Annotated in this window: 20 protein-coding genes; 8 read left to right on the top strand and 12 right to left on the bottom strand. The window is 62.0% G+C overall.

Translation table 11 applies throughout. The features are described 5' to 3' along the window. The first annotated feature begins 90 nt into the window (after positions 1-90). The gene (locus AC13QY_RS16985; protein WP_488493676.1) at positions 91-1,011 is read left to right on the top strand and encodes a LysR family transcriptional regulator; all 921 of its coding nucleotides are present in this window, start codon (positions 91-93) and stop codon (positions 1,009-1,011) included. Between the two features lie 37 nt (positions 1,012-1,048). Here the strand turns inward: AC13QY_RS16985 and AC13QY_RS16980 are convergent, their stop codons facing one another. After that, on the bottom strand, positions 1,049-1,924 hold the full coding sequence (locus AC13QY_RS16980; protein ID WP_488493675.1) for a LysR family transcriptional regulator: 876 nt from the start codon (positions 1,922-1,924) through the stop codon (positions 1,049-1,051). A 98-nt stretch (positions 1,925-2,022) separates the two neighbouring features. Here AC13QY_RS16980 and AC13QY_RS16975 point away from each other — a divergent pair, with 98 nt between their 5' ends. The 5 genes from AC13QY_RS16975 (at position 2,023) to AC13QY_RS16955 (ending at position 5,017) form a co-directional block, all read left to right on the top strand. Continuing rightward, a complete protein-coding gene (locus AC13QY_RS16975) occupies positions 2,023-3,306 on the top strand; it encodes an MFS transporter (RefSeq protein ID WP_488493674.1) in 1,284 nt (427 codons plus the stop codon). A gap of 15 nt (positions 3,307-3,321) precedes the next feature. Further along, entirely contained in the window at positions 3,322-3,708 is a 387-nt protein-coding gene (locus AC13QY_RS16970) for a VOC family protein (protein ID WP_113329954.1), read from the top strand. A 91-nt stretch (positions 3,709-3,799) separates the two neighbouring features. Next, positions 3,800-4,141 carry an ArsR/SmtB family transcription factor gene (locus tag AC13QY_RS16965; protein ID WP_113329955.1) on the top strand — a complete coding sequence of 114 codons (342 nt, stop codon included), beginning with the start codon at positions 3,800-3,802 and terminating at the stop codon, positions 4,139-4,141. Continuing rightward, positions 4,125-4,607, top strand: a complete 483-nt coding sequence (locus AC13QY_RS16960; RefSeq protein ID WP_113329956.1) for an SRPBCC family protein — start codon at positions 4,125-4,127, stop codon at positions 4,605-4,607. The genes AC13QY_RS16965 and AC13QY_RS16960 overlap by 17 nt, the downstream gene beginning before the upstream one ends. Positions 4,608-4,612: 5 nt before the next feature. Then, the gene (locus AC13QY_RS16955) at positions 4,613-5,017 is read left to right on the top strand and encodes a GFA family protein (RefSeq protein WP_113329957.1); all 405 of its coding nucleotides are present in this window, start codon (positions 4,613-4,615) and stop codon (positions 5,015-5,017) included. Here the strand turns inward: AC13QY_RS16955 and AC13QY_RS16950 are convergent. The 11 genes from AC13QY_RS16950 to ubiE all read right to left on the bottom strand — a co-directional run bounded on the left by AC13QY_RS16950 (position 5,014) and on the right by ubiE (position 16,721). After that, on the bottom strand, positions 5,014-5,418 hold the full coding sequence (locus AC13QY_RS16950) for a type II toxin-antitoxin system VapC family toxin (protein WP_113329958.1): 405 nt from the start codon (positions 5,416-5,418) through the stop codon (positions 5,014-5,016). The genes AC13QY_RS16955 and AC13QY_RS16950 overlap by 4 nt on opposite strands. After that, on the bottom strand, positions 5,415-5,657 hold the full coding sequence (gene vapB, locus AC13QY_RS16945; protein ID WP_113329959.1) for a type II toxin-antitoxin system antitoxin VapB: 243 nt from the start codon (positions 5,655-5,657) through the stop codon (positions 5,415-5,417). The genes AC13QY_RS16950 and vapB overlap by 4 nt, the downstream gene beginning before the upstream one ends. A 65-nt stretch (positions 5,658-5,722) precedes the next feature. Continuing rightward, the gene (locus tag AC13QY_RS16940) at positions 5,723-6,397 is read right to left on the bottom strand and encodes a spermidine synthase (RefSeq protein WP_113329960.1); all 675 of its coding nucleotides are present in this window, start codon (positions 6,395-6,397) and stop codon (positions 5,723-5,725) included. A 68-nt stretch (positions 6,398-6,465) separates the two neighbouring features. Further along, entirely contained in the window at positions 6,466-8,127 is a 1,662-nt protein-coding gene (ertB, locus tag AC13QY_RS16935; protein ID WP_113329961.1) for a thiourocanate hydratase, read from the bottom strand. Between the two features lie 240 nt (positions 8,128-8,367). Next, positions 8,368-8,697: a TfoX/Sxy family protein gene (locus AC13QY_RS16930; protein WP_488493673.1), complete on the bottom strand. Its 330-nt coding sequence runs from the start codon at positions 8,695-8,697 to the stop codon at positions 8,368-8,370. Positions 8,698-8,727: 30 nt separating this feature from the next. Next, entirely contained in the window at positions 8,728-9,828 is a 1,101-nt protein-coding gene (gene ertC / locus AC13QY_RS16925) for a thiohydantoin desulfurase (RefSeq protein WP_488493672.1), read from the bottom strand. Between the two features lie 3 nt (positions 9,829-9,831). Further along, positions 9,832-11,106, bottom strand: a complete 1,275-nt coding sequence (locus AC13QY_RS16920; RefSeq protein ID WP_145633549.1) for a Zn-dependent hydrolase — start codon at positions 11,104-11,106, stop codon at positions 9,832-9,834. Further along, the gene (gene ertD, locus AC13QY_RS16915) at positions 11,106-12,488 is read right to left on the bottom strand and encodes a hydantoin-5-propionate amidohydrolase (RefSeq protein WP_152095589.1); all 1,383 of its coding nucleotides are present in this window, start codon (positions 12,486-12,488) and stop codon (positions 11,106-11,108) included. The genes AC13QY_RS16920 and ertD overlap by 1 nt, the downstream gene beginning before the upstream one ends. A 26-nt stretch (positions 12,489-12,514) precedes the next feature. Then, positions 12,515-14,098, bottom strand: coding sequence for an aromatic amino acid lyase (locus AC13QY_RS16910; protein WP_113329965.1), 1,584 nt, complete (start codon positions 14,096-14,098; stop codon positions 12,515-12,517). A gap of 209 nt (positions 14,099-14,307) precedes the next feature. Beyond that, positions 14,308-15,882, bottom strand: a complete 1,575-nt coding sequence (ubiB, locus tag AC13QY_RS16905; RefSeq protein ID WP_488493671.1) for a 2-polyprenylphenol 6-hydroxylase — start codon at positions 15,880-15,882, stop codon at positions 14,308-14,310. Positions 15,883-15,944: 62 nt separating this feature from the next. Next, positions 15,945-16,721 (bottom strand): bifunctional demethylmenaquinone methyltransferase/2-methoxy-6-polyprenyl-1,4-benzoquinol methylase UbiE, encoded by a 777-nt coding sequence (ubiE, locus tag AC13QY_RS16900; protein WP_113329967.1) that lies wholly within the window; start codon positions 16,719-16,721, stop codon positions 15,945-15,947. Positions 16,722-16,967: 246 nt separating this feature from the next. On the opposite strand from ubiE, the gene mutM reads away from it, so the two are divergent. Together mutM and AC13QY_RS16890 are read left to right on the top strand one after the other, a co-directional pair. After that, the gene (gene mutM, locus AC13QY_RS16895) at positions 16,968-17,858 is read left to right on the top strand and encodes a bifunctional DNA-formamidopyrimidine glycosylase/DNA-(apurinic or apyrimidinic site) lyase (protein ID WP_152093785.1); all 891 of its coding nucleotides are present in this window, start codon (positions 16,968-16,970) and stop codon (positions 17,856-17,858) included. A gap of 34 nt (positions 17,859-17,892) precedes the next feature. Then, positions 17,893-18,666, top strand: a complete 774-nt coding sequence (locus AC13QY_RS16890; RefSeq protein ID WP_113329969.1) for an enoyl-CoA hydratase — start codon at positions 17,893-17,895, stop codon at positions 18,664-18,666. Positions 18,667-18,711 lie beyond the last annotated feature (45 nt).

The raw sequence follows: 18,711 nt of genomic DNA, 5'->3' as shown, positions 1-18,711 counted from the left end.
TTCGGTTTGTCCGATACGAGGAAGATGGCCTTTTCCGATCGTTCGGATTAGTCTTCAAAAAGAGGAATTCGAATTCGGAGTTTCCGAACGATGCTGAAGATCGACGGGATCGTGACATTCGTGACCGTAGCCGAGGCCGGCTCGATCAGCGAGGCGGCGCGACGCCTGCGCCTGTCGAAATCCGTGGTCAGCGAGCGCCTGTCGGAAATGGAGAAAGCATTGGGGGCAACCCTGCTTCATCGCACGACCCGCAAGCTGACGCTGACGGAGGATGGCGCCGCCTTCCTGCAGCGCGCCACCCGCATCGCGCAGGAGGTTCGCGAGGCGGCGGCCGATCTTGCCGAGCGGCGCGGCACGCTGATGGGGCCTCTGCGCATCGCTGCACCCGTCACCTTCGGCCGCCTGCATCTGGGGCCGGCCCTCTATCCGTTTCTCGCCGATCATCCAGAGATCGAGCTGACGCTTGATCTCGACGACCGTCGCGTCGACGCCGCCTCGGATGGCTATGATGCGATCATTCGCCACGGCCTGATCGCCAACTCGCGCCTCATCGCCTGGAAGCTCGCCCGCAGCCGCCGCCTTCTCGTGGCCTCGCCGGATTATCTCAGTCGTCACGGCAAACCCACGTCGCTCTCCGATCTTGAGGATCACCGCGGGATTTTCTATACCAATCGCGGCGTCGCGGACTGGCGTTTCGAGCGACCAGAGGGCGCCGTCGTCATTCGTGCGAAGCTGGCGCTGGGCGTCAACAATGGCGATGTCCTCCACGATGCAGCGATTGCCGGGCTCGGTATCGCCTTGCTGCCGGCCTTCATTGCCGGGCCCTCGGTGAGGGAGGGGCGGCTTGTCGAGATCGACGTCGGCTACCGGCCGGAACCGGAATTCATCTTCATGGCCCATCCGGAAGGGCGCAATCCCTCGGCCAAGCTGCGCGCAATGGCCGATCATCTGAAGAAGGCGTTCGGCGATCCGCCTTATTGGGAGCAGGGAGCAATTCCAGTAAAAGTGTGAAGCGGTTTTGCGTCCGGAATTGCGTGAAAACAAGTAATTACGCAATCAGGCTCATGAGGTTGGCGATAACAGGCGATCGCTGCGCCTTGAGGCTGGCAAGGCCGAGCCGCGCCACGACCCGCGGCCCGTCGATTTGCCGATAGGCCACGCCGTCGAGCTTGATCTGTGCGATCGAAGCCGGAACGATGGAAACGCCCAAGTTTGCGGCGACAAGATTGACGACGGAGGGGATCTGCGGCGCTTCCTGCGTCACCACGAGGTCGAAGCCGGCTTCGCGGCAAGCACCAACGATATCGTCGTAGAGGCTGAGCCCCACCATGCGCGGGAAGAGGATGAAGGGTTCGCCCGCGAGCGCCGCGATCGGGACGCGTTCCTTTTTCGCCAGCGGATGATGGGCCGGCAGCGCGATCAGCATCGGTTCGTCGGCAAAGCGCTTCAGGCGTACGTCTCTGGGGTCTTCAAGGCCTGGGCGAATGAATGCCGCGTCGATCTCGCCGCGCATCAGCCGCTCCATCAGCGCATTGGTATTCATCTCTGTGAGTGACAGCCGCACTTCCGGCCAGTGTCGCCGAAACTCGCGAATGGTTGATGTCACGATGGTGTTGAAGGCGGAGGAGGCGGTGAAGCCGAGCGACAGGCGGCCGATCTCGCCGCGATTGGCGCGCTGGGCCGCGAGCTTCGCCTTTTCCGCCGCATCGATCGCCGTCCTCGCCTCGGCCAGAAAAGCCTCGCCGGCTGCCGTCAATTCTGCGCCATGCGGCACGCGATGGAACAGTTGCGCGCCCACCTCGTTTTCCAGGTCCCGGATCTGCTGGCTGAGCGGCGGCTGGCCGATGCCGAGATTGGCCGCCGCGCGGGTGAAGTTTCCCGCTTCCGCCAGCGCCAGAAAATAGCGGATATGACGCAATTCCATCGCTATCTCCAAAAGCTATTAAGATCGCCTGTTCCATATATTGGACTAATGGAGCTGGTCTGGCTAGATTCCAGGGCAAGAAAGGTCAGGTGCCACCAATGTTTCGCGCCGTAAGTCAGCAGCAAACCACTGCGTCCGAAGTTCCCTCCCGCCCCGAATTGACGCTCGTCAGGAACGAGCCGCCGGCCGAGACCCGCCAGTTTCTAACGCGCGGCACGCCTGCCTTCCGCCGCGCGACCATTGGGCTGTTTCTCTCCGGTTTCGCCACCTTCTCGCTGCTCTATTGCGTCCAGCCGCTGATGCCGATCTTCTCCGAAGATTTCGGTGTCACGCCGGCAGCAAGCTCGCTGTCGCTGTCGCTTTCGACCGGCTTCCTGGCCTTCGCGATCTTCGGCGCCGCCGCCGTTTCCGAAAGCCTCGGCCGCCGCAGCCTGATGTTCATTTCGCTGCTCGGCGCGGCCATCTGTACGATCGTCTGCGCGGTGTCGCCGAGCTGGCATATGCTTCTCGCCGTCCGCGCGCTTGAGGGCTTTCTCTTGGGCGGCGTGCCAGCTGTCGCCATGACCTATCTGGCCGAGGAAATCGAACCGCGCGGCCTCGGCGGCGCCATGGGCCTCTATATCGCCGGCAACGCCTTTGGCGGCATGGCCGGGCGCGTGGTGACCGGTACGATCGCCGAATATCTGAGTTGGCGGCCGGCGCTGGCTACGGTCGGCATTCTCGGCCTTGTCGCCGCCGTCGGCTTCCTCTATCTCCTGCCGCCTTCGCGCAATTTCACCCCGCGCAAGGGTTTTGATGTTGCCTTCCACCTGAAGGCCTGGGGCGGTCACTTCAGCAATGCGGCGCTGCCGCTGCTCTTCGCCATCGGCTTTCTCGTCATGGGCTCCTTCGTCACCGTCTATAACTATGCCGGCTTCCGTTTGGTCGCTGACCCCTATGATCTCAGCCAGACTGAATTAGGCCTGATCTTCACCGCCTATCTCTTCGGCATCGTCGCGTCCTGGGCGGCTGGCCTGCTCGGCGATCGCATCGGCCATTTCGTCGTGCTGCCGGTGGGCGTGCTGATCGCCGCGCTCGGGGCGGCGGTGACGCTGTCCAGCTCCTTGCCGCTGATCATTCTCGGCATCATCCTGGTGACGATCGGTTTCTTCATGACCCATTCCGTTGCCAGCGCGCTTGTGGGGCGGCTGGCCCATGGCTTCAAGGGCCATGCCTCCTCGCTCTACCTGCTGGCCTATTATCTCGGCTCCAGCATTGCGGGCTCGGTCGGAGGCTATTTCTGGCTTGCCGATGGCTGGAATGCCGTGGTTGCCTTCATCCTCGTCATGCTGGCACTCTGTCTCGTCAGCGCCCTTGTCGTCGCCAAGCTGGCGCGCCGTTGAGGCCGGGGAGCCGTCATGATCCTTATCGACCATCTCGATCATCTGGTGCTCACTGTCGCAAGCATCGAGGAGACTTGCGATTTCTATGCCCGTGTCCTCGGAATGGGCGTTGAAACTTTCGGGGAAGGCCGCAAGGCCCTGACCTTCAGTAATCAGAAGATCAATCTGCATCGCGCCGGACATGAATTCGAGCCTAAGGCTGAACGGCCGACACCGGGCTCGGCCGATCTTTGCTTCATCAGCACAACGCCTCTGGATGAGGTCATTGCTCACTTGCAGGCAGAGGGCGTTGTAATTGAAGAGGGCCCGGTGCGCCGAACCGGCGCGACCGGCCCCATTCTCTCGGTTTATTTCCGCGACCCCGATCAAAACCTGATCGAAGTGTCCAACGTCATTCCCTGAGATCGGGCGTCAGAAAGCCCTTCTTGACATCGTTTGCTTGCGCCATATATTAAACCAATAAGTTAATTAACTTCATGGTTTATTGAGTCGTATGGACACATTGAGCACAACCCTCTCGGCTCTTGCCGATCCTACCCGCCGGGCGATCCTGGCGCGGCTGGCGACCGGTGAGGCATCCGTCTCGGAACTGGCCGAACCCTTCGATATGTCGCTGGTCGCCGTTTCCAAGCATCTGAAGGTGCTGGAGAGAGCCGGCCTGATTTCGAAGGGAAGGGAAGCGCAATGGCGACCCTGCCGGCTGGAGCCCAAGCCGCTGCGGCAGGTGGATGACTGGCTGGAAAGCTACAGGCAGTTCTGGAACGACAATCTCGATCGCCTGGAAGCCTATGCGGCGCTATTGCAAAAGGGAGGAATGGATGACCCCAGCAATTGAGGGCGGCAGCATGCGGCCGCTACGCGAGATCGTGCTGACCCGCGAAATAGCCGCACCGCGCGACTTGCTGTTCCGTCTCTGGACGGAGCCGGAGCATATGGTGCGCTGGTGGGCGCCCCAGAACATGACGGCGCCATCCGTCTTTGTCGACCTGCGGGAAGGAGGCGCCTGGCGGCACTGCATTCTGACACCGGAGGGCAAGGAATATTGGAGCCATGGCCGCTATCTGGAGATCGTACCGCCCGAGCGCCTCGTCTTCACCTTCGCCTGGGAAAATCAGGAGGGTAGGGCCGAACATCCGATGCAGGTGACCGTGGAATTCCATGAGCTTGGCGAGAAGACGCGCCTTGTCTTCCGAAAGGCCGAATTGCCTGACGACAGAGAGCTGAAGCTTCAGACCGGCGGCTGGGAACAGGCGCTCGACAAATATGTCGCTTACGCAGAAGCCACCTCAAGGGAAGGATGAGAGTGATGAAAAAGACCTATCACGGAAGCTGCCATTGCGGTGCCGTCGCTTACGAAGCCGATCTCGATCTGCAGGGCGGCACCTTCAAATGCAATTGCTCGATCTGCAAGAAGAAGCGCAATTGGCTGGCTGTCGCCACGCCCGCCGATTTCCGTCTGATCTCGGGCGAGGACAGCATCGGCGAATATCAGTTCGGCCCGCGCATCCTGCATCACCTCTTCTGCAAGACTTGCGGCATCAGCTCCTTCAACTGGGGTGAAAATCCGGCCCTCGGCGGAAAATTCTATGCGATCAGCATTAGCTGCCTGGATGACGCCACCGACGAGGAACTCGCCTCGCTTCCAGTCGGCTACTTCGATGGCCGCGACGACCGCTTCGATCGCGCGCCAGAGGAAACGCGCTATCTTTAGCCGCTCGGCAAGGACTCCCAGTCTTCGAAACGCAGCTTTTGAACCCGTCCAAATTCCCTAACATTACGCGTAATCAGGATCAGATCGCGGGCGACCGCTTGTCCCGCGATCAAAACGTCATAGGCCCCGATCGGGGTGCCGCGGGACGCAAGGCTTGCGCGAATTTGGCCGGCTACACGGGCATCTTGCTTATCGAAATCCAGCGTCTCGAATTGCAAGGCATCGACACGTGCCAGATTGTCGGAAACGCGCTGCCCCTTATAGGCACCATAAAACAGCTCGTGTGCGACGATGGCCGGAATGGCGAAATCCTGCGGCTTGTGCCTGCGAAGCTCGCTGACGAAGCCCGGGTGTCCTTTCATCAGCGCGATGACGGCATTGCTGTCGAGAAGATATTTCACTTGAATATATCCAACTCGGGGCGTTGCTGCTCAGCCGGTTGCTCGGTCGCTGCTTCTACAAAGTCATCATCGACCGGTCCTGTTACGGCTTCCAGCCAGTCCCAATCTTCGGCGATCGGCTCCAGAATGATTGCCCTTCCCTGCCGGCGGATGCGCACTTCCTCGCCGTCGAGGCGGAATTCCTTCGGCAAGCGCACGGCCTGCGAGCGGCCGGACCAGAAGATCTTTGCGGTGTCCATGCCATAACTCCCTTGAGATATGACATTGATATATAGCATCTCAGGTCTGATTTCAATTCGAGGCGTTACGATCCCGATCTTGTCGCGAGCCAAATGACGTGGCGCGCGCCTGTCTTGCCATTGGCGCGCGTATTGACCACCTCGGCGGCAAAACCGCTGTCGCGCAGCCGCCGTGTGAAGCGGTCGTCGGGTCCCGAAGACCAGACGGCGAGGACGCCGCCGGAACGCAGCGCATCGCGCGCCGCTTTCAGGCCCTGATAATCGTAAAGGCCGTCATTGGCTTCGGATGTGATGCCATCCGGCCCGTTGTCGACATCGAGCAGGATGGCGTCGTAGGCCGCCTTGCGAGCGCGGATGAGTGGACGCACATCCCCTTCATGAATGGCGACGCGCGGATCATCGAGGCAGCCGTCGAAGACCGTTGCCATCGGCCCGCGTGCCCAGGTCACGACAGCCGGAACCAGTTCCGCGACCGTGACCTTGGCGTCCGCACCGAGTTCGCCGAGGGCAGCGCGCAGGGTAAAGCCCATCCCGAGGCCGCCGATCAGGATGTGCGGCGCCTTCCGGCCCTTGATCTTCTCGCAGGAAAGACTGGCTAGCGCGCGCTCGGAGCCGCTCAGGCGGCTGTTCATCAGCTCGTTGGTGCCGAGCATGATGGAAAATTCCTGGCCGCGCTGCTTCAGGCGCAGCTCACCGCCGCCAGGGATTTTCGCAGTGTCAAGCAAGGTCCAGGGGATCACGGGCAACTCTCAACTCATTTTGAATTGCCCGGACCATAGTCTTTCGGTGCCGCTAAGAACAGACGCGCCTATCCCAAACGGATATAGGGCACATCCTTTTTCGCAACTTCATCAAGCGCTTCCTCATAGCCGGCATCGGCATAACGCATGACGCCGAGTGCCGTGTCGTTGGTCAGCGCGTGGTCGAGCCGTTCGTCGGCGGCAGCCGTACCGTCAGCAACCACGGTGACGCCGCAGCTCGTCATATAGCCGGCATAGCCGCCGCCGCCGGAATGGACGACGACGAGATCGGCCATGGACGAGCAGAGCATCATGGCGTCGATCAGCGGCCAGTCGGCGATCGCGTCGGAGCCGTCCTTCATGCGCTCGGTCATGATGTTCGGATGCGCCATGGCGCCGGCGTCGAGATGGTCGCGTGAGAAGGCGATCGGACCTTTGAGTTCGCTGCTCGCCACGAGCTCGTTGACGCGACGGGCAAGGGCGGTGCGCTCGCCATGGCCGAGCCAGGCAATGCGTGCCGGCAGGCCTTCGAAAGGCACGTGCTGACGGGCAAGCTTGATCCAGTTCGTGATGATCTTGTTGTCCGGGAACATTTCCAGCAGCAGATCGTCGATGCGCGCGATATCGCTTTCCTCGCCTGAAAGCGCCATCCAGCGGAAGGGCCCGATGGCACGGCAGAAGAGCGGCCTGAGATAGGCTTCGGTGAAGATCGGAATATCGAAGGCGTTCGCAACGCCGCCTTCCTTCGCCTGTGTGCGGATCAGGTTGCCGTTGTCGAAGACTTCGGAGCCTTTTTTCTGGAAGTCCAGCATGGCCTTCACGTGTTCGACGATCGAGGCGCGGCTGGCCGCCATGAGCTGGCCCTGGCCGTCATCGCGGAGATCCCGAACTTGCTGCAGGCTCATGCCCTTCGGCACGTAACCATAGACGAGATCGTGCGCCGAGGTCTGGTCGGTGACAATATCGGGCACGATGCCGCGTCGCGCGATCTCTGGATAGATCTCGGCCGCATTGCCGACGAGGCCGACGGAAAACGCCCGCTTTTCCTTGACGGCGGCGTCGATCATCGCCAGCGCGGAATCGAGATCGGGTGCGATTTCCTGCAGATAGCCGATTTCCTGGCGCTTCCTGGCGCGATCGGCATCGATATCGATGCAGAGGATCGCAGCCCCCGCCATGCGTCCGGCGAGCGGCTGCGCGCCGCCCATGCCGCCGAGGCCGGCTGTCAGCACGAAACGACCGAAGAGGTCGCCGCCGAAGCGGCGCTCGGCGATGCGCATGAAGATTTCGTAAGTCCCCTGGATGACGCCCTGGCTGCCGATATATTGCCAGGCGCCTGCCGTCAGGCCGCCCCAGCAGATCAGGCCTTTGCGCTGCAGCTCGTAGAACACCTCCGCCTTCGCCCATTGCCCGACGATGTTGCAATTCGCCATGATGACGAGCGGCGCCTTGTCATGCGTGCGAATCAGGCCGATCGGCTTACCCGACTGGATGAGCAGGGTCTGGTTCTCATCCATTTCGGTCAGCGCCTTGACGATGCCCTTATGCGCCGCCCAGTTGCGCGCTGCCTTGCCGAGCGCGGCGTAGACGACGAGATTGTCGGGATCTTCACCGACCGAAAGCACGTTTTCGAGCAGGCGCAACAGGGCCTCCTGTCGCCAGCCCTTGGCACGCAGCTCCGGCCCGCCCGGGATGGGGAATTTCGGGTGACGTGGATTGGCTTTCGGCATGATTGCTTTTCCTCTTGTTTGATAGTCTCTTCTTCTCCCCAGCGGGGGTTCGAAGGACGGGTCGAGACCCGTGGCTCGACCCCGGTTGGTGGCCCGAAGGGTCGGATGAGGGGGGCGATGCGGCACATATCGTCTTCGCGTACCGCTCAGACGTTCGCTCCTTAGTCGCTCACCCCCTCATCTGTCCTGACGGACATCTTCTCCCCGCTGGGGAGAAGAGGAGTGTTCTTCAATACGCGTTCACTTCGGCGGCAGGCCTTCGACGAAGTCCAGCGCAGCCAGAAGCAGCCGCTTGCGCAGCATGTCATTGCCATAGGCGTCCGGCCCGGCGCGCACCCATCCCAGCATTTTCCGGCCGCCCAACTGCATGGGTTTGACGTCGTGCTGCTCCAGCGCCCAGGCATCGTTGCCTTTGCCAAGGCGGATCAGCATCCCATCATCACGGGCGCCGCACATGAGATGGCCATTGAGCAGAAAGGCCCAGCCGCCGAACATTCCTTTCTCCCTGAGCCCGGGCCGTCGCCCGAGCTCTTCTCTCAGCAATTCTTCAAGACCTGCGTCGCGAGCCATCTGCGCCTCCCGCGCTTCCAAGCTTTCCCGTCAGTTCTTCTTGGCGGTCAGAGCGTATTTCGCTATCTCGATACCCATGGCTTTTTCGACAGAGGGATAGACCGTGGGGTCGAGCACGCTGGCAGACAGCGGAATGATATCCATCGGTACATGCAGGATGAAGACCGTCATACCCTCGTGCAGCTGGCCGACGCTCAAGGGTTCGCCTTCCGGCGACAGCGTGGTGATGACGGAAGGGAAGGTTGCCAGGCGCTTGCCGCCGGCATCCTCGACGGCCATGTATTCGTTCATCACATGCATGATGACGGCCTTGTCGCCGCTGCCGACCGTAATGGTGCCGATGTCGAAGGCTTCCTTCGTGTAGACGACGTCCTTCTTTGTGATCGTACCTTCGGCCAGGATATGGCCGCCTGTTGTCTTGCAGATGGCGTCGATGACCGCGCTGCCACCCTTCTTTTCCGCCTCGATGATCGCTTCACCGAGCGAAAGCGCCATGGAGATGCCGCCGAGCGCCGCATGCGTACGGACGTAAGAGGCGCGCAGCGGATTGCGGCAGGAGGCGATGAAGCCGCCGGATTGATCGGAGGCCGCACGCAGGATCGGCGAAATCTTTGCCGTCGCGCCTTTCACGACCAGTTCGATATAGCGGTTCTCGGCGCGATTGCCGCCGACGGCGGTCTGGATCATTTGCTCCGGCGAGCCGGCCATGCCGATCGAGCCCATGTCGCCCGTGGGATGAGCACGGATATCGCCCACGGCGTCCACCACCTTCGTTCCGAGGATCGCCGATGGAAGCCAGCCGTTCAGCGTGGAGGATCTGCCATTCTGGCCGATGATCAGGCCGGAAAGCTTCTCGCCAAGTTCGTCCTGCAGGAGCTGCACGGCCTTGACGTAGTCGATGCCCTGCATTTCCCAGGGGGTGGTGGAGGCCGGCGCGCCAATGGCGGCAGCCGTGGCGATCCAGTCATTGTCGTTCAATTCGTCGATTGACACCAGCTCCGGCTTGCCGACATTGACGGCTGCATAGCCCAGCATGCGGCCATGATCGGCCCAGCCGCCACCGCCTGCGGCGTAAACGGAGCCGCCCTTGACGGCCGCTTCCACATCCTTGGCAACGAGTATGCGTCCCATCGGCTACTCCCGGTTCTGTTTGAGGTTCTTGTCCATGTCGCGCACCGCTTCGAAAAGCACGGCGGCGCCCATGGCGATGTCGTCCTTCTCGGCCCATTCCTCGGCGCAATGGCTGCGGCCTTCCTTGCAGGGCACGAAGATCATGGCGGCCGGCGCGACCTTAGCGATCCAGGCCGTGTCGTGACCGGCGCCGGAGGCCATACGGCGATGTTTGGCGCCGACAGTCTCGCAGGCGCGTTCGAGCGTTTCGAGCAGTACCGGAGCGCCCGGCGTCGGCATGTTGTCGGAGACACGCACCGGCGGGTTGATCGTCACGCCATAATCGGCGGCGATGGTCTTCACCTCACCGTCAATCCAGGCCAGGAAATCCTCCATGTCGCGGCGGATTTCGGCGCGGCCGTCGATCAACAGCACGACCTTGGATGGCACGACATTGGCGGCATTCGGCTCGATGCGGAATTCGCCGACGGTCGCGGCGAAATGGCCCGGCGTTTTCGCCTGCTCCGCCGCGCGTTGACGAATATCGAGGACGAGCTGCGAGGCCGCCACCAGCGCATCTGCACGGCGGTCCATCGGCGTCGTGCCGGCATGATCGGCGCGGCCTTCCACGGTGATTTCGATGCGGGTGATGCCGGCGATCGCGGTGACGATGCCGATATCCTTGTTCTCGGCTTCCAGCACCGGGCCCTGCTCGATATGCAGCTCCAGGAAGCCGGCGAGATCCGGCCGCTTCTGGGAGAGCAGCACGGAGGGATCACCGCCGACTTCGGCAATTCCTTCAGAAAGCGTGCGGTCGCCGCTCACGCGGGAGAGCCACGCCTCGGGGATCTGCCCGGTCATGCCGCGGCTGCCGATGCAGGAGACGCCGAAGATGCTGACTTCTTCGGCGAGGAAATCGACGATTTCCAGATCATGGTCGAGCTCGATGCCGCGATCCTTCAAGGAGCGCGCAACTTCGAGCGCTGCGATCGTGCCGGCAATGCCATCGAAACGGCCCCCGTCGGGCACGGTGTCGGAATGCGAGCCGACAAGGATCGTTCCGAGGCCAGGCTTGGCGCCGGTACGCCGGCCGATCAGATTGCCGGCGGCGTCGATGCGGGTCTCAAGCCCTGCCGCCTTCATCCGTGCCTCGATATAGGCGCGCCCTTCGAGGAAGAGCGGCGAGAAGGCGCGGCGGGTCCACGGGTGGCCCGGATCGGTAATCCTTGCCAGCGCATCGATATCCTCGGCGATGCGATCGGCGTTTACGGGCAGGTTGTGGCGCTTGGTTTCGGTCATCAGGCTGCATCTCCGGCAATGACTTGGCGAGGCAAGGGACGGACAAAGCTGCCGGAGCCGGGTTCGGCCAGCACCTTCTGTCCCTCGGTGATCTGCTTGCCTCTAAGATAGGCGGCGGACACAGTCCAGGGCAGGCGGATGCCGTTATAGGGGCTCCAGCCGACGACGTTATTGCCGCTGGCCGCCGCGTCATAGATCGTTTCGCGCGGTTCCAGAACGACGATATCGGCGTCCTTGCCCGGCGTCAGCGCGCCTTTGATATGGTCGAGGCGGAAATGCTTAGCTGGGTTTTCCGCCATCAGCTTCGCCGCCCAGGTCAGCGGCACGCCGCGCTCCAGAGCACCCTTTACGAAGAGCGGCACCATGACCTCCAGTCCCGGCACGCCGGAAGCATTCGCCAGCATATCCGGATTGGTTTTGCGGTTTTCCGACCAGCTGACATGATCGGTCGAGACGAGCCAGACATTGCCCTCCGCCACCTTGCGCCACAAGGTTTCCACTTCGGCGCGGGGGCGGATCGGCGGATTAATTTTCGCCTTACCGCCAAGGCGCCGCACATCGTTTTCCTCATCGAGCGTCAGGTAATGGATGCAGCACTCGACCGTCGCTTCGAAGCCGTCGCGGCGATAGGCGCGGGCTATGTCATAGCCGCGGCCGAGCGAGCAATGCACGACATGCGCTGGGCAGCCGGTATCTGCGCCCGTCTCGAAGATCGTGTGCATGGCAAGCAGTTCGGTGATTGGCGGGCGGGACAGGCCGTGAGCGCGATAGTCGGTGATACCGCTCGCCTTAACCTGCTCCATGTAGGTGCGGACTGCTTCGTCATCCTCGTTGTGCACGCCGGCTGTCAGGCCCGTGGGCGCGATGGCGGCAAAGCACGCATCGAGCAGGGCGGGCGGAATGCGCGGGAAACGCTTGGGGTCGGTGCCGAAGGTGGAGAATTTGAAGGCGGCGACACCGGCCTCGACCATCTCGGCGATGCGCGCCGGGCCTTCTTCCGGATCGACCGTGCCATAAAGAGCAAAGTCGACGCGCGATTGCGGCGCGGCATGGTCGATCTTCTTCTTCACCGCCGCTGCCGAGCAGACGAGATTGCCTTCGTCATAGGGCATGTCGACGATGGTGGTGACGCCGCCGGCAGCTGCCGAGCGCGTCGACCAGACGAAATCCTCCTGATCCTTCTGAGAGAGCGAATGCACTTGCGCGTCGATTGCGCCAGGCAGGATCAGCGCCTTGCCGAGCAGATGCCGCTCGCGCGCGGCCGGAGGCACGCCGATGCCGATCTCGGCGATCTTGCCGTCACGCACGGCGACATAGCCGGCTTCCACGATGCGTTCAGGCAGAACCACAGTGCCTTGCAGAACAAGATCGAAATCGGCCATGCGCATTCCCTCGCTCGTCGGTTGGTTCAGATGGCAATGGTGTCGCGATAAAGCCGCTCTTCGACCCGCTCCAGCGAGCCGAGCGCGAAGAAGTCATCATAGGCGATGATCGGCTTGTGGGCGATCAAGTCAGAGACGAAGGACTCCGAGCCGAGCTCCTCCTCGATCGCCTCGACTTCGGCCGAAAGGGGACGGTCGACGACATAGAAGTCGGCATGCTTGCGCACGACGTCGTAGAGCATGCGCGCCACGCCTTCCGGCTTGTCGCCGAGAATGTCCATTGCCTGTGCCGAAAGCAGGGCCTCAAGGGCGGCCAGACGCTTCAGTGCCCGCATCTGCCGCTCGAAACGTTCGATGACCAGCGGCAGGAAGGCGGCCTCGTCTTCCATTCCCGCCGCAACCACCAGCGACTGCGCCGAGACCGGATTGGACATGGAGAGAACGCGCGAGAAGATCTCGCCGGCGAGCTTGATGATGGGGCCGAAGCCGGTCGCGATCCTGCCTTCGGGCACCAGATTGACGGGCAGGCCGCGCCGCTGGCCGTTGCCGAGCAGGACGCAGCGATTAAAGGCGTTGCGGGCGGCATGGGCCATGCAGATGACCGCCGCTTCCAGAAGCACGGTGACATCGAGCGGAAGAGAGCCGCCTGAGGTCATCACGCGACCGTCGACGATGACCGGGTTGTCATCCGAACGGCCGGTCGCGGCCAGAATTTTGTGGCCGGCGGTCAGGAGATTTTCGATGACGGCGCCGAAGACCTGGGCGATCATGCGCAGGCTGAGCGGGTCCTGCACATGGGTGGCGACCGGCCAGGGCCATTCTTCCGAGGCGTTACAGAGCCAGGCACCGATCAGGGCTTCGCGCGCGGTGCCGACATGGCGCACGGAAATCCACGGATCGCGAGAGGCGCCGAGCGCGCCAGCGGCCATCATGCCAGTCGCAAGCAGCACGCGGATCGAGGCGGCGGCGTTGCGGGTCGTCTCTGCAGCGGCTGCGAAGCTGACCGCATTGACGCTGAGCGAGGCCAGGCTGTCGCGGGGCATCATCCTGACGGGAGCGATACCGGCGGCATCGAAGGCATCGGCAGCCTGCATGCGCCGGCCGCGATAGACGGCTTCGCCAACGCCAGTCAGAACCGCGCCGATCTGGCCCATCAGACCGATATCCGCGCAGCCGATCGAGCCCGTGCGCCTGACGACGGGAATGACATCCGAGCTCAAGAGCTGCAGATAGGCTTCGATCAGTTCTTGCGAACAACCGACCTGACCGGTGAGAGCCGTGTTGACGCGGATCGCCATGGCATTGCGGACGACCGACATGGAGAAGGGGGCGCCTGTGCCGAAATGATGGGCGCGCACGAGACCGAGATTGAAGGCATCGAGATCCTCGGGGGACCATTCGACATCTTTCATGGCTCCGACACCCGTTGTCGAGCCGTAGACCGGCATGCCCGATTGAATGGTGCTTTCGAGAACGTTGCGCGCCAGTCGCACCCGCGCCATGCCGCTTTCCGATGCCGACGGCAGCACCGCCCCCGCGCCGATCCGCACCAGATCGCTGAACCCAAGGGGTTGTCCGGTGAGTTCGATGCCGGCTCTCTGACGCTCCATCTCTGCTGTTCTCCTTTTTTGCAAGGCTATGCGAGCCTTATCGTCAATGGGATATCCCAAATGACGAACACCTTGATCAGTGCCGGACAGACTGATTTTGAGACGAGTGCGCACATCGCGCAACTCTATGTTTGCGCGCGCATGCGGCTTCCCGCGCCGGCCAAGCTATTTCGGCCGAGGCGAGAGAGAAGCATCAGAAAGCTTGGCGATCAGCCAAGATGCCAGGCGATGTAAAGCAGCGTCAGCGCAATCACCCAAAGTGCGAAGCGGCCGGAGCGGCTGTGCTTGGCCTCGGCCTTGCCGATCGCTTCGGCGGTCTGCGGATCGAAACGCAGGCCGTTTTCGCTCATATGCAGCAGTTCGTGGTGGAATTTTTCGGTCTTGGCCGCAATCTCAGGCGCGGCTTCGGCGAGCTTCACAGCTGCCTTCAAACCATCCTTCAGATCGGTCATGATCCGCTTCGGGCCGAGATTGGTGCGGATCCAGTCGCCGACCACCGGTTCGGATGCTTTCCACATGTTGAAGCGCGGATTGAGCATGCGCGATACGCCCTCGACCACGACCATGGTTTTCTGCAGCATCACCAGCTCGGGCCGCGTTTCCATGTCGAAGAGTTCGGTCACTTCGAAGAGCAGGGTCAGAAGCTTGCCCATGGAGATGGTTTCGGCCGGCTGGCCATGGATCGGCTCGCCGATGGCACGGATGGCCTGCGCAAAACTCTCGGTATTGTGATGGGCAGGTACGTAGCCGGCTTCGAAATGCACTTCGGCCACCCGGACATAATCGCGGGTGATGAAGCCGTACAGGATTTCGGCGAGGAAGCGGCGTTCCTTCTTTCCCAGGCGGGCGACGATGCCCATGTCGACTGCGACGATCATGCCGGTGGGATCGACGAAGAGATTGCCGGGGTGCATGTCGGCATGGAAGAAGCCGTCGCGCAGCGTATGGCGCAGGAAGGACTGGATCAGCGTATCGGCGAGTGCATTGAGATCGTGTCCGGCGGCTTTTAAGCCCTCGACGTCGGACATCTTCACGCCGTCGATCCACTCCATGGTGATGACGTCGCGGCCGGTACGCTCCCAGTCGACCTTCGGAACGCGGAAGCCGGGATCCTTCTCGGTGTTTTCGGCGATCTCGGAGAGCGCGGCGGCTTCCAGCCGCAGATCCATCTCGACCTTCGTGGTCTGCTCGAGCGTCTTGGTCACTTCCACGGGCCGAAGGCGCCGGCTGGAGGGCATGAACCGCTCCTGCATACCCGCCACGAGATACATTGCCTTGATATCGTTGGAAAAGCGCTGGCGCACGCCAGGCCGGACCACCTTGACGGCAACGCGCTTGCGCCCTTCGGCCGTGTCGACCTCCGCCGGATGCACCTGCGCTATCGACGCGGCGGCAATCGGCTCGCCGAAGCTGGCGTAGAGATCGTCGATCCGCCGCCCGAGCGACGCCTCGATCGCTGCCGTCGCCATAGTGTGCGGAAAAAAAGCCATCCTGTCCTGAAGCTTCGACAGGTCGTTCGCCATGTCGACGCCGACGACATCGGGTCGAGTCGCCAGGAACTGGCCGATCTTCACATAGGAAGGCCCGAGCCGCTCGACTGCCTGGGCAAGCCGGTCGCTGCGGGCCTGGCTCTTCGCCTTCCGGCGGGCAAAGATGCTGACGAAGGATTTGGCAAGGCTGACGGAGGGCGGCAGCCCTTCCGATGGCAGCGCCATGACCACGCCTTCGCGCACGAGCACCCAGCCGACCCGAACAAGGCCGAAATATGCGCTGAAAGCACTCATATCGTCTCAAGGTCTCGGAACATGGAGGCCAAAAGCCGGATCGGGTGACTGGATATCATGCTTCAGAGCTTCCAGCCGGAGTGCAGCGCGGCAATGCCGCCGGTGTAATTGGTGAAGCTCACGCGCGAGAAGCCGGCCTCGCGGATCATCGTCGCGAAGTCCTGCTGGTTCGGGAACTTGCGGATCGATTCCACTAGATATTGATAGGGCTCGGCATCGCCGGTGATCGCCTTGCCGAACTTCGGAATGGCGTTGAAGGACCAGGCGTCGTAGACGCGGTCGAGCAGCGGCAGATCGACTTCGGAGAATTCGAGCACGAGCAGCCGGCCGCCGCGCTTCAGCACGCGATAGGCTTCCTTCAATGCCACATCGATATGCGGAACGTTGCGGATGCCGAAGGCGATCGTATAAGCGTCAAAGGAATTCGGCTCGAAAGGCAGTTCCTCGGCATTCGCCTCGACGAAGGTGAGATTGTCGGAGAGCTTCTTCTTTTCAGCGCGTTCGGCACCGACGCCCAGCATCGAGCCGTTAATGTCGAGCACCGTCGCGTGCGCCAGCCGGTTCGAGGCCTCGACGATACGGAAGGCGATATCGCCCGTACCGCCGGCAACATCGAGCACCTTGTAGGCGGGATCCTTGCGCGGGTTGAGCGCCGCGACCATCGCATCCTTCCAGGCGCGATGCATGCCCATGGACATGACATCATTCATGACGTCGTAGCGCTTGGCGACCTTGTGGAACACCTCGTTGACGAGGCCCTGCTTTTCACCATCGGCTACTTCGCGGAAGCCATAGGATGTTTCCATGCCGCCATCGGCGGAGGTGCGGCTGTCTGCCATCGGCTCAACTCCGTTACATTACAGCGCCGCGCGTCATTTATGGCGCGCAAGGGTCGCTGTAACACTTTAAACTTGCTGCACAATTCTCTCCTTAAATCGATTCCGGTCTAAGGAATTATGCAGTATTCAGCGGCGGACCATAGCGAAATCGCGTTTGCCACGCTATCTCATCAGCCAGATCAACAGCCGCAATGCTTTGGCCTATAGCTCAGATCATAAGCGGTTGAAACATAAAGATGGATAGCCATGCCGGAATTACCAGAGGTCGAAACCGTCAGACGCGGGCTGGCACCTTCCATGGAAGGTGCGGTTCTCAAGGAATTGGAGCTGCGCCGCAACGATCTGCGCTTTCCTTTCCCTGTCGATTTCGCTGAGGCCGCTTCGGGCCGCGGCATCGCGTCGCTGTCGCGCCGTGCGAAATACCTGCTGATCGATCTCGATGATGGCAAGACGATCGTCGCGCATCTCGGCATGTCCGGTTCGTTTCGGGTCGAAGCCGGTCGGGAGGCGCGAACGCCGGGCGAATTCCATCATCCCCGTTCCAAGGACGAGAAGCACGATCATGTGGTCTTCCATCTGGCGAGCGCTGGCGGTGATGCACGCGTCATCTATAACGACCCACGTCGCTTTGGCTTCATGGACATGGTCAGGCGGACCGAGATGGCCAGCCATCCCTTCTTCCGCGATCTCGGGCCGGAACCCACGGGTAATGAACTCGATGCCGATTATCTGGCTAAGCGTTTCGCCGGCAAGGCGCAGCCGCTGAAGAGCGCGCTGCTGGACCAGAAGAACATCGCCGGTCTCGGCAATATATATGTGTGCGAGGCGCTGTGGCGCTCTCACCTGTCGCCGTTGCGTGCCGCCGGCACGCTGGTTATGGATACCGGCAAACCGACCGAAGCGCTGCTGGCGCTGGTCGAGGCGATCCGCGAGGTCATTGCCGATGCGATAGCCGCAGGCGGTTCGTCGTTGCGCGATCATATCCAGACGGACGGTTCGCTCGGCTATTTCCAGCATTCCTTTTCCGTCTATGATCGTGAAAGCCAGCCTTGCAGTACGCCCGGTTGCGGCGGTACGGTCAGTCGCATCGTCCAGGCGGGGCGCTCTTCTTTCTACTGCGCTTCCTGCCAAGGCTGATTGAAGGTCCAAAGCTGGTAAAAGGGAGAGAGACGTGGCTTACGAAACCCTCATCGTCGAAACACATGGGGCCGTCGGTCTCATCAGGATCAATCGGCCGCAGGCGCTGAATGCGCTGAATTCAACGGTCCTCTCCGAATTAAAGCAGGCCTATGCCGCTTTTCATCTCGATGATGCCATCGGCGCGATCGTGCTCACCGGCTCGGAAAAGGCCTTTGCCGCCGGCGCCGACATCAAGGAAATGCAGTCGCTCGATTTCGTCGACGCTTACAAGAATGACTTCTTCAGCGGCTGGGCCGAGATCGCCAATGCCCGCAAGCCCGTTATCGCGGCGGTCAGCGGCTTCGCGCTCGGCGGCGGCTGCGAGGTGGCGATGATGTGCGATTTCATCATCGCCTCGGAGACCGCCAAATTCGGCCAGCCGGAAATCACGCTCGGCGTCATCCCTGGCATGGGCGGCTCACAGCGACTCACGCGCGCGGTCGGCAAGGCGAAGGCGATGGACCTGGTATTGACCGGTCGCATGATGGATGCGGCAGAGGCGGAACGTTCCGGCCTCGTGGCGCGCGTCGTGCCGGCGGACAAGCTCTTGGACGAAGCGCTGGCCGCCGCCGCCAAGATCGCATCGCTATCGCGGCCCTCGGTGCTGATGGCCAAGGAAGCGGTCAACCGCGCTTTCGAAACCACGCTTGAGGAAGGGTTGCGTTTCGAGCGCCGCCTGTTCCATAGCCTGTTTGCCACAGAGGATCAGAAGGAGGGCATGGCGGCCTTCGTTGAGAAGCGCAAGCCGTCCTTCAAGAACCGCTAAGGGTCGGGATTCAGGAATTACGCGGGTTTGGCGAGAATCCGCGTT

It is taken from the genome of Martinezella sp. CNPSo 3795, assembly GCF_057784475.1.
This window is presented reverse-complemented; position numbering and strand designations above follow the sequence as displayed.

Bases quoted from the DNA above. Each gene is read 5' to 3' on its own strand.
- AC13QY_RS16980 (WP_488493675.1), bottom strand. From the start codon at position 1,924: ATGGAATTGCGTCATATCCGCTATTTTCTGGCGCTGGCGGAAGCGGGA.
- AC13QY_RS16920 (WP_145633549.1), bottom strand. From the start codon at position 11,106: ATGACCGAAACCAAGCGCCACAACCTGCCCGTAAACGCCGATCGCATC.
- ubiB (WP_488493671.1), bottom strand. From the start codon at position 15,882: ATGAGTGCTTTCAGCGCATATTTCGGCCTTGTTCGGGTCGGCTGGGTG.
- ertC (WP_488493672.1), bottom strand. From the start codon at position 9,828: ATGGGACGCATACTCGTTGCCAAGGATGTGGAAGCGGCCGTCAAGGGC.
- mutM (WP_152093785.1), top strand. From the start codon at position 16,968: ATGCCGGAATTACCAGAGGTCGAAACCGTCAGACGCGGGCTGGCACCT.
- AC13QY_RS16970 (WP_113329954.1), top strand. From the start codon at position 3,322: ATGATCCTTATCGACCATCTCGATCATCTGGTGCTCACTGTCGCAAGC.
- ubiE (WP_113329967.1), bottom strand. From the start codon at position 16,721: ATGGCAGACAGCCGCACCTCCGCCGATGGCGGCATGGAAACATCCTAT.
- AC13QY_RS16955 (WP_113329957.1), top strand. From the start codon at position 4,613: ATGAAAAAGACCTATCACGGAAGCTGCCATTGCGGTGCCGTCGCTTAC.
- AC13QY_RS16965 (WP_113329955.1), top strand. From the start codon at position 3,800: ATGGACACATTGAGCACAACCCTCTCGGCTCTTGCCGATCCTACCCGC.
- AC13QY_RS16960 (WP_113329956.1), top strand. From the start codon at position 4,125: ATGACCCCAGCAATTGAGGGCGGCAGCATGCGGCCGCTACGCGAGATC.
- AC13QY_RS16930 (WP_488493673.1), bottom strand. From the start codon at position 8,697: ATGGCTCGCGACGCAGGTCTTGAAGAATTGCTGAGAGAAGAGCTCGGG.
- AC13QY_RS16910 (WP_113329965.1), bottom strand. From the start codon at position 14,098: ATGGAGCGTCAGAGAGCCGGCATCGAACTCACCGGACAACCCCTTGGG.
- AC13QY_RS16975 (WP_488493674.1), top strand. From the start codon at position 2,023: ATGTTTCGCGCCGTAAGTCAGCAGCAAACCACTGCGTCCGAAGTTCCC.
- vapB (WP_113329959.1), bottom strand. From the start codon at position 5,657: ATGGACACCGCAAAGATCTTCTGGTCCGGCCGCTCGCAGGCCGTGCGC.
- AC13QY_RS16985 (WP_488493676.1), top strand. From the start codon at position 91: ATGCTGAAGATCGACGGGATCGTGACATTCGTGACCGTAGCCGAGGCC.
- ertB (WP_113329961.1), bottom strand. From the start codon at position 8,127: ATGCCGAAAGCCAATCCACGTCACCCGAAATTCCCCATCCCGGGCGGG.
- ertD (WP_152095589.1), bottom strand. From the start codon at position 12,488: ATGGCCGATTTCGATCTTGTTCTGCAAGGCACTGTGGTTCTGCCTGAA.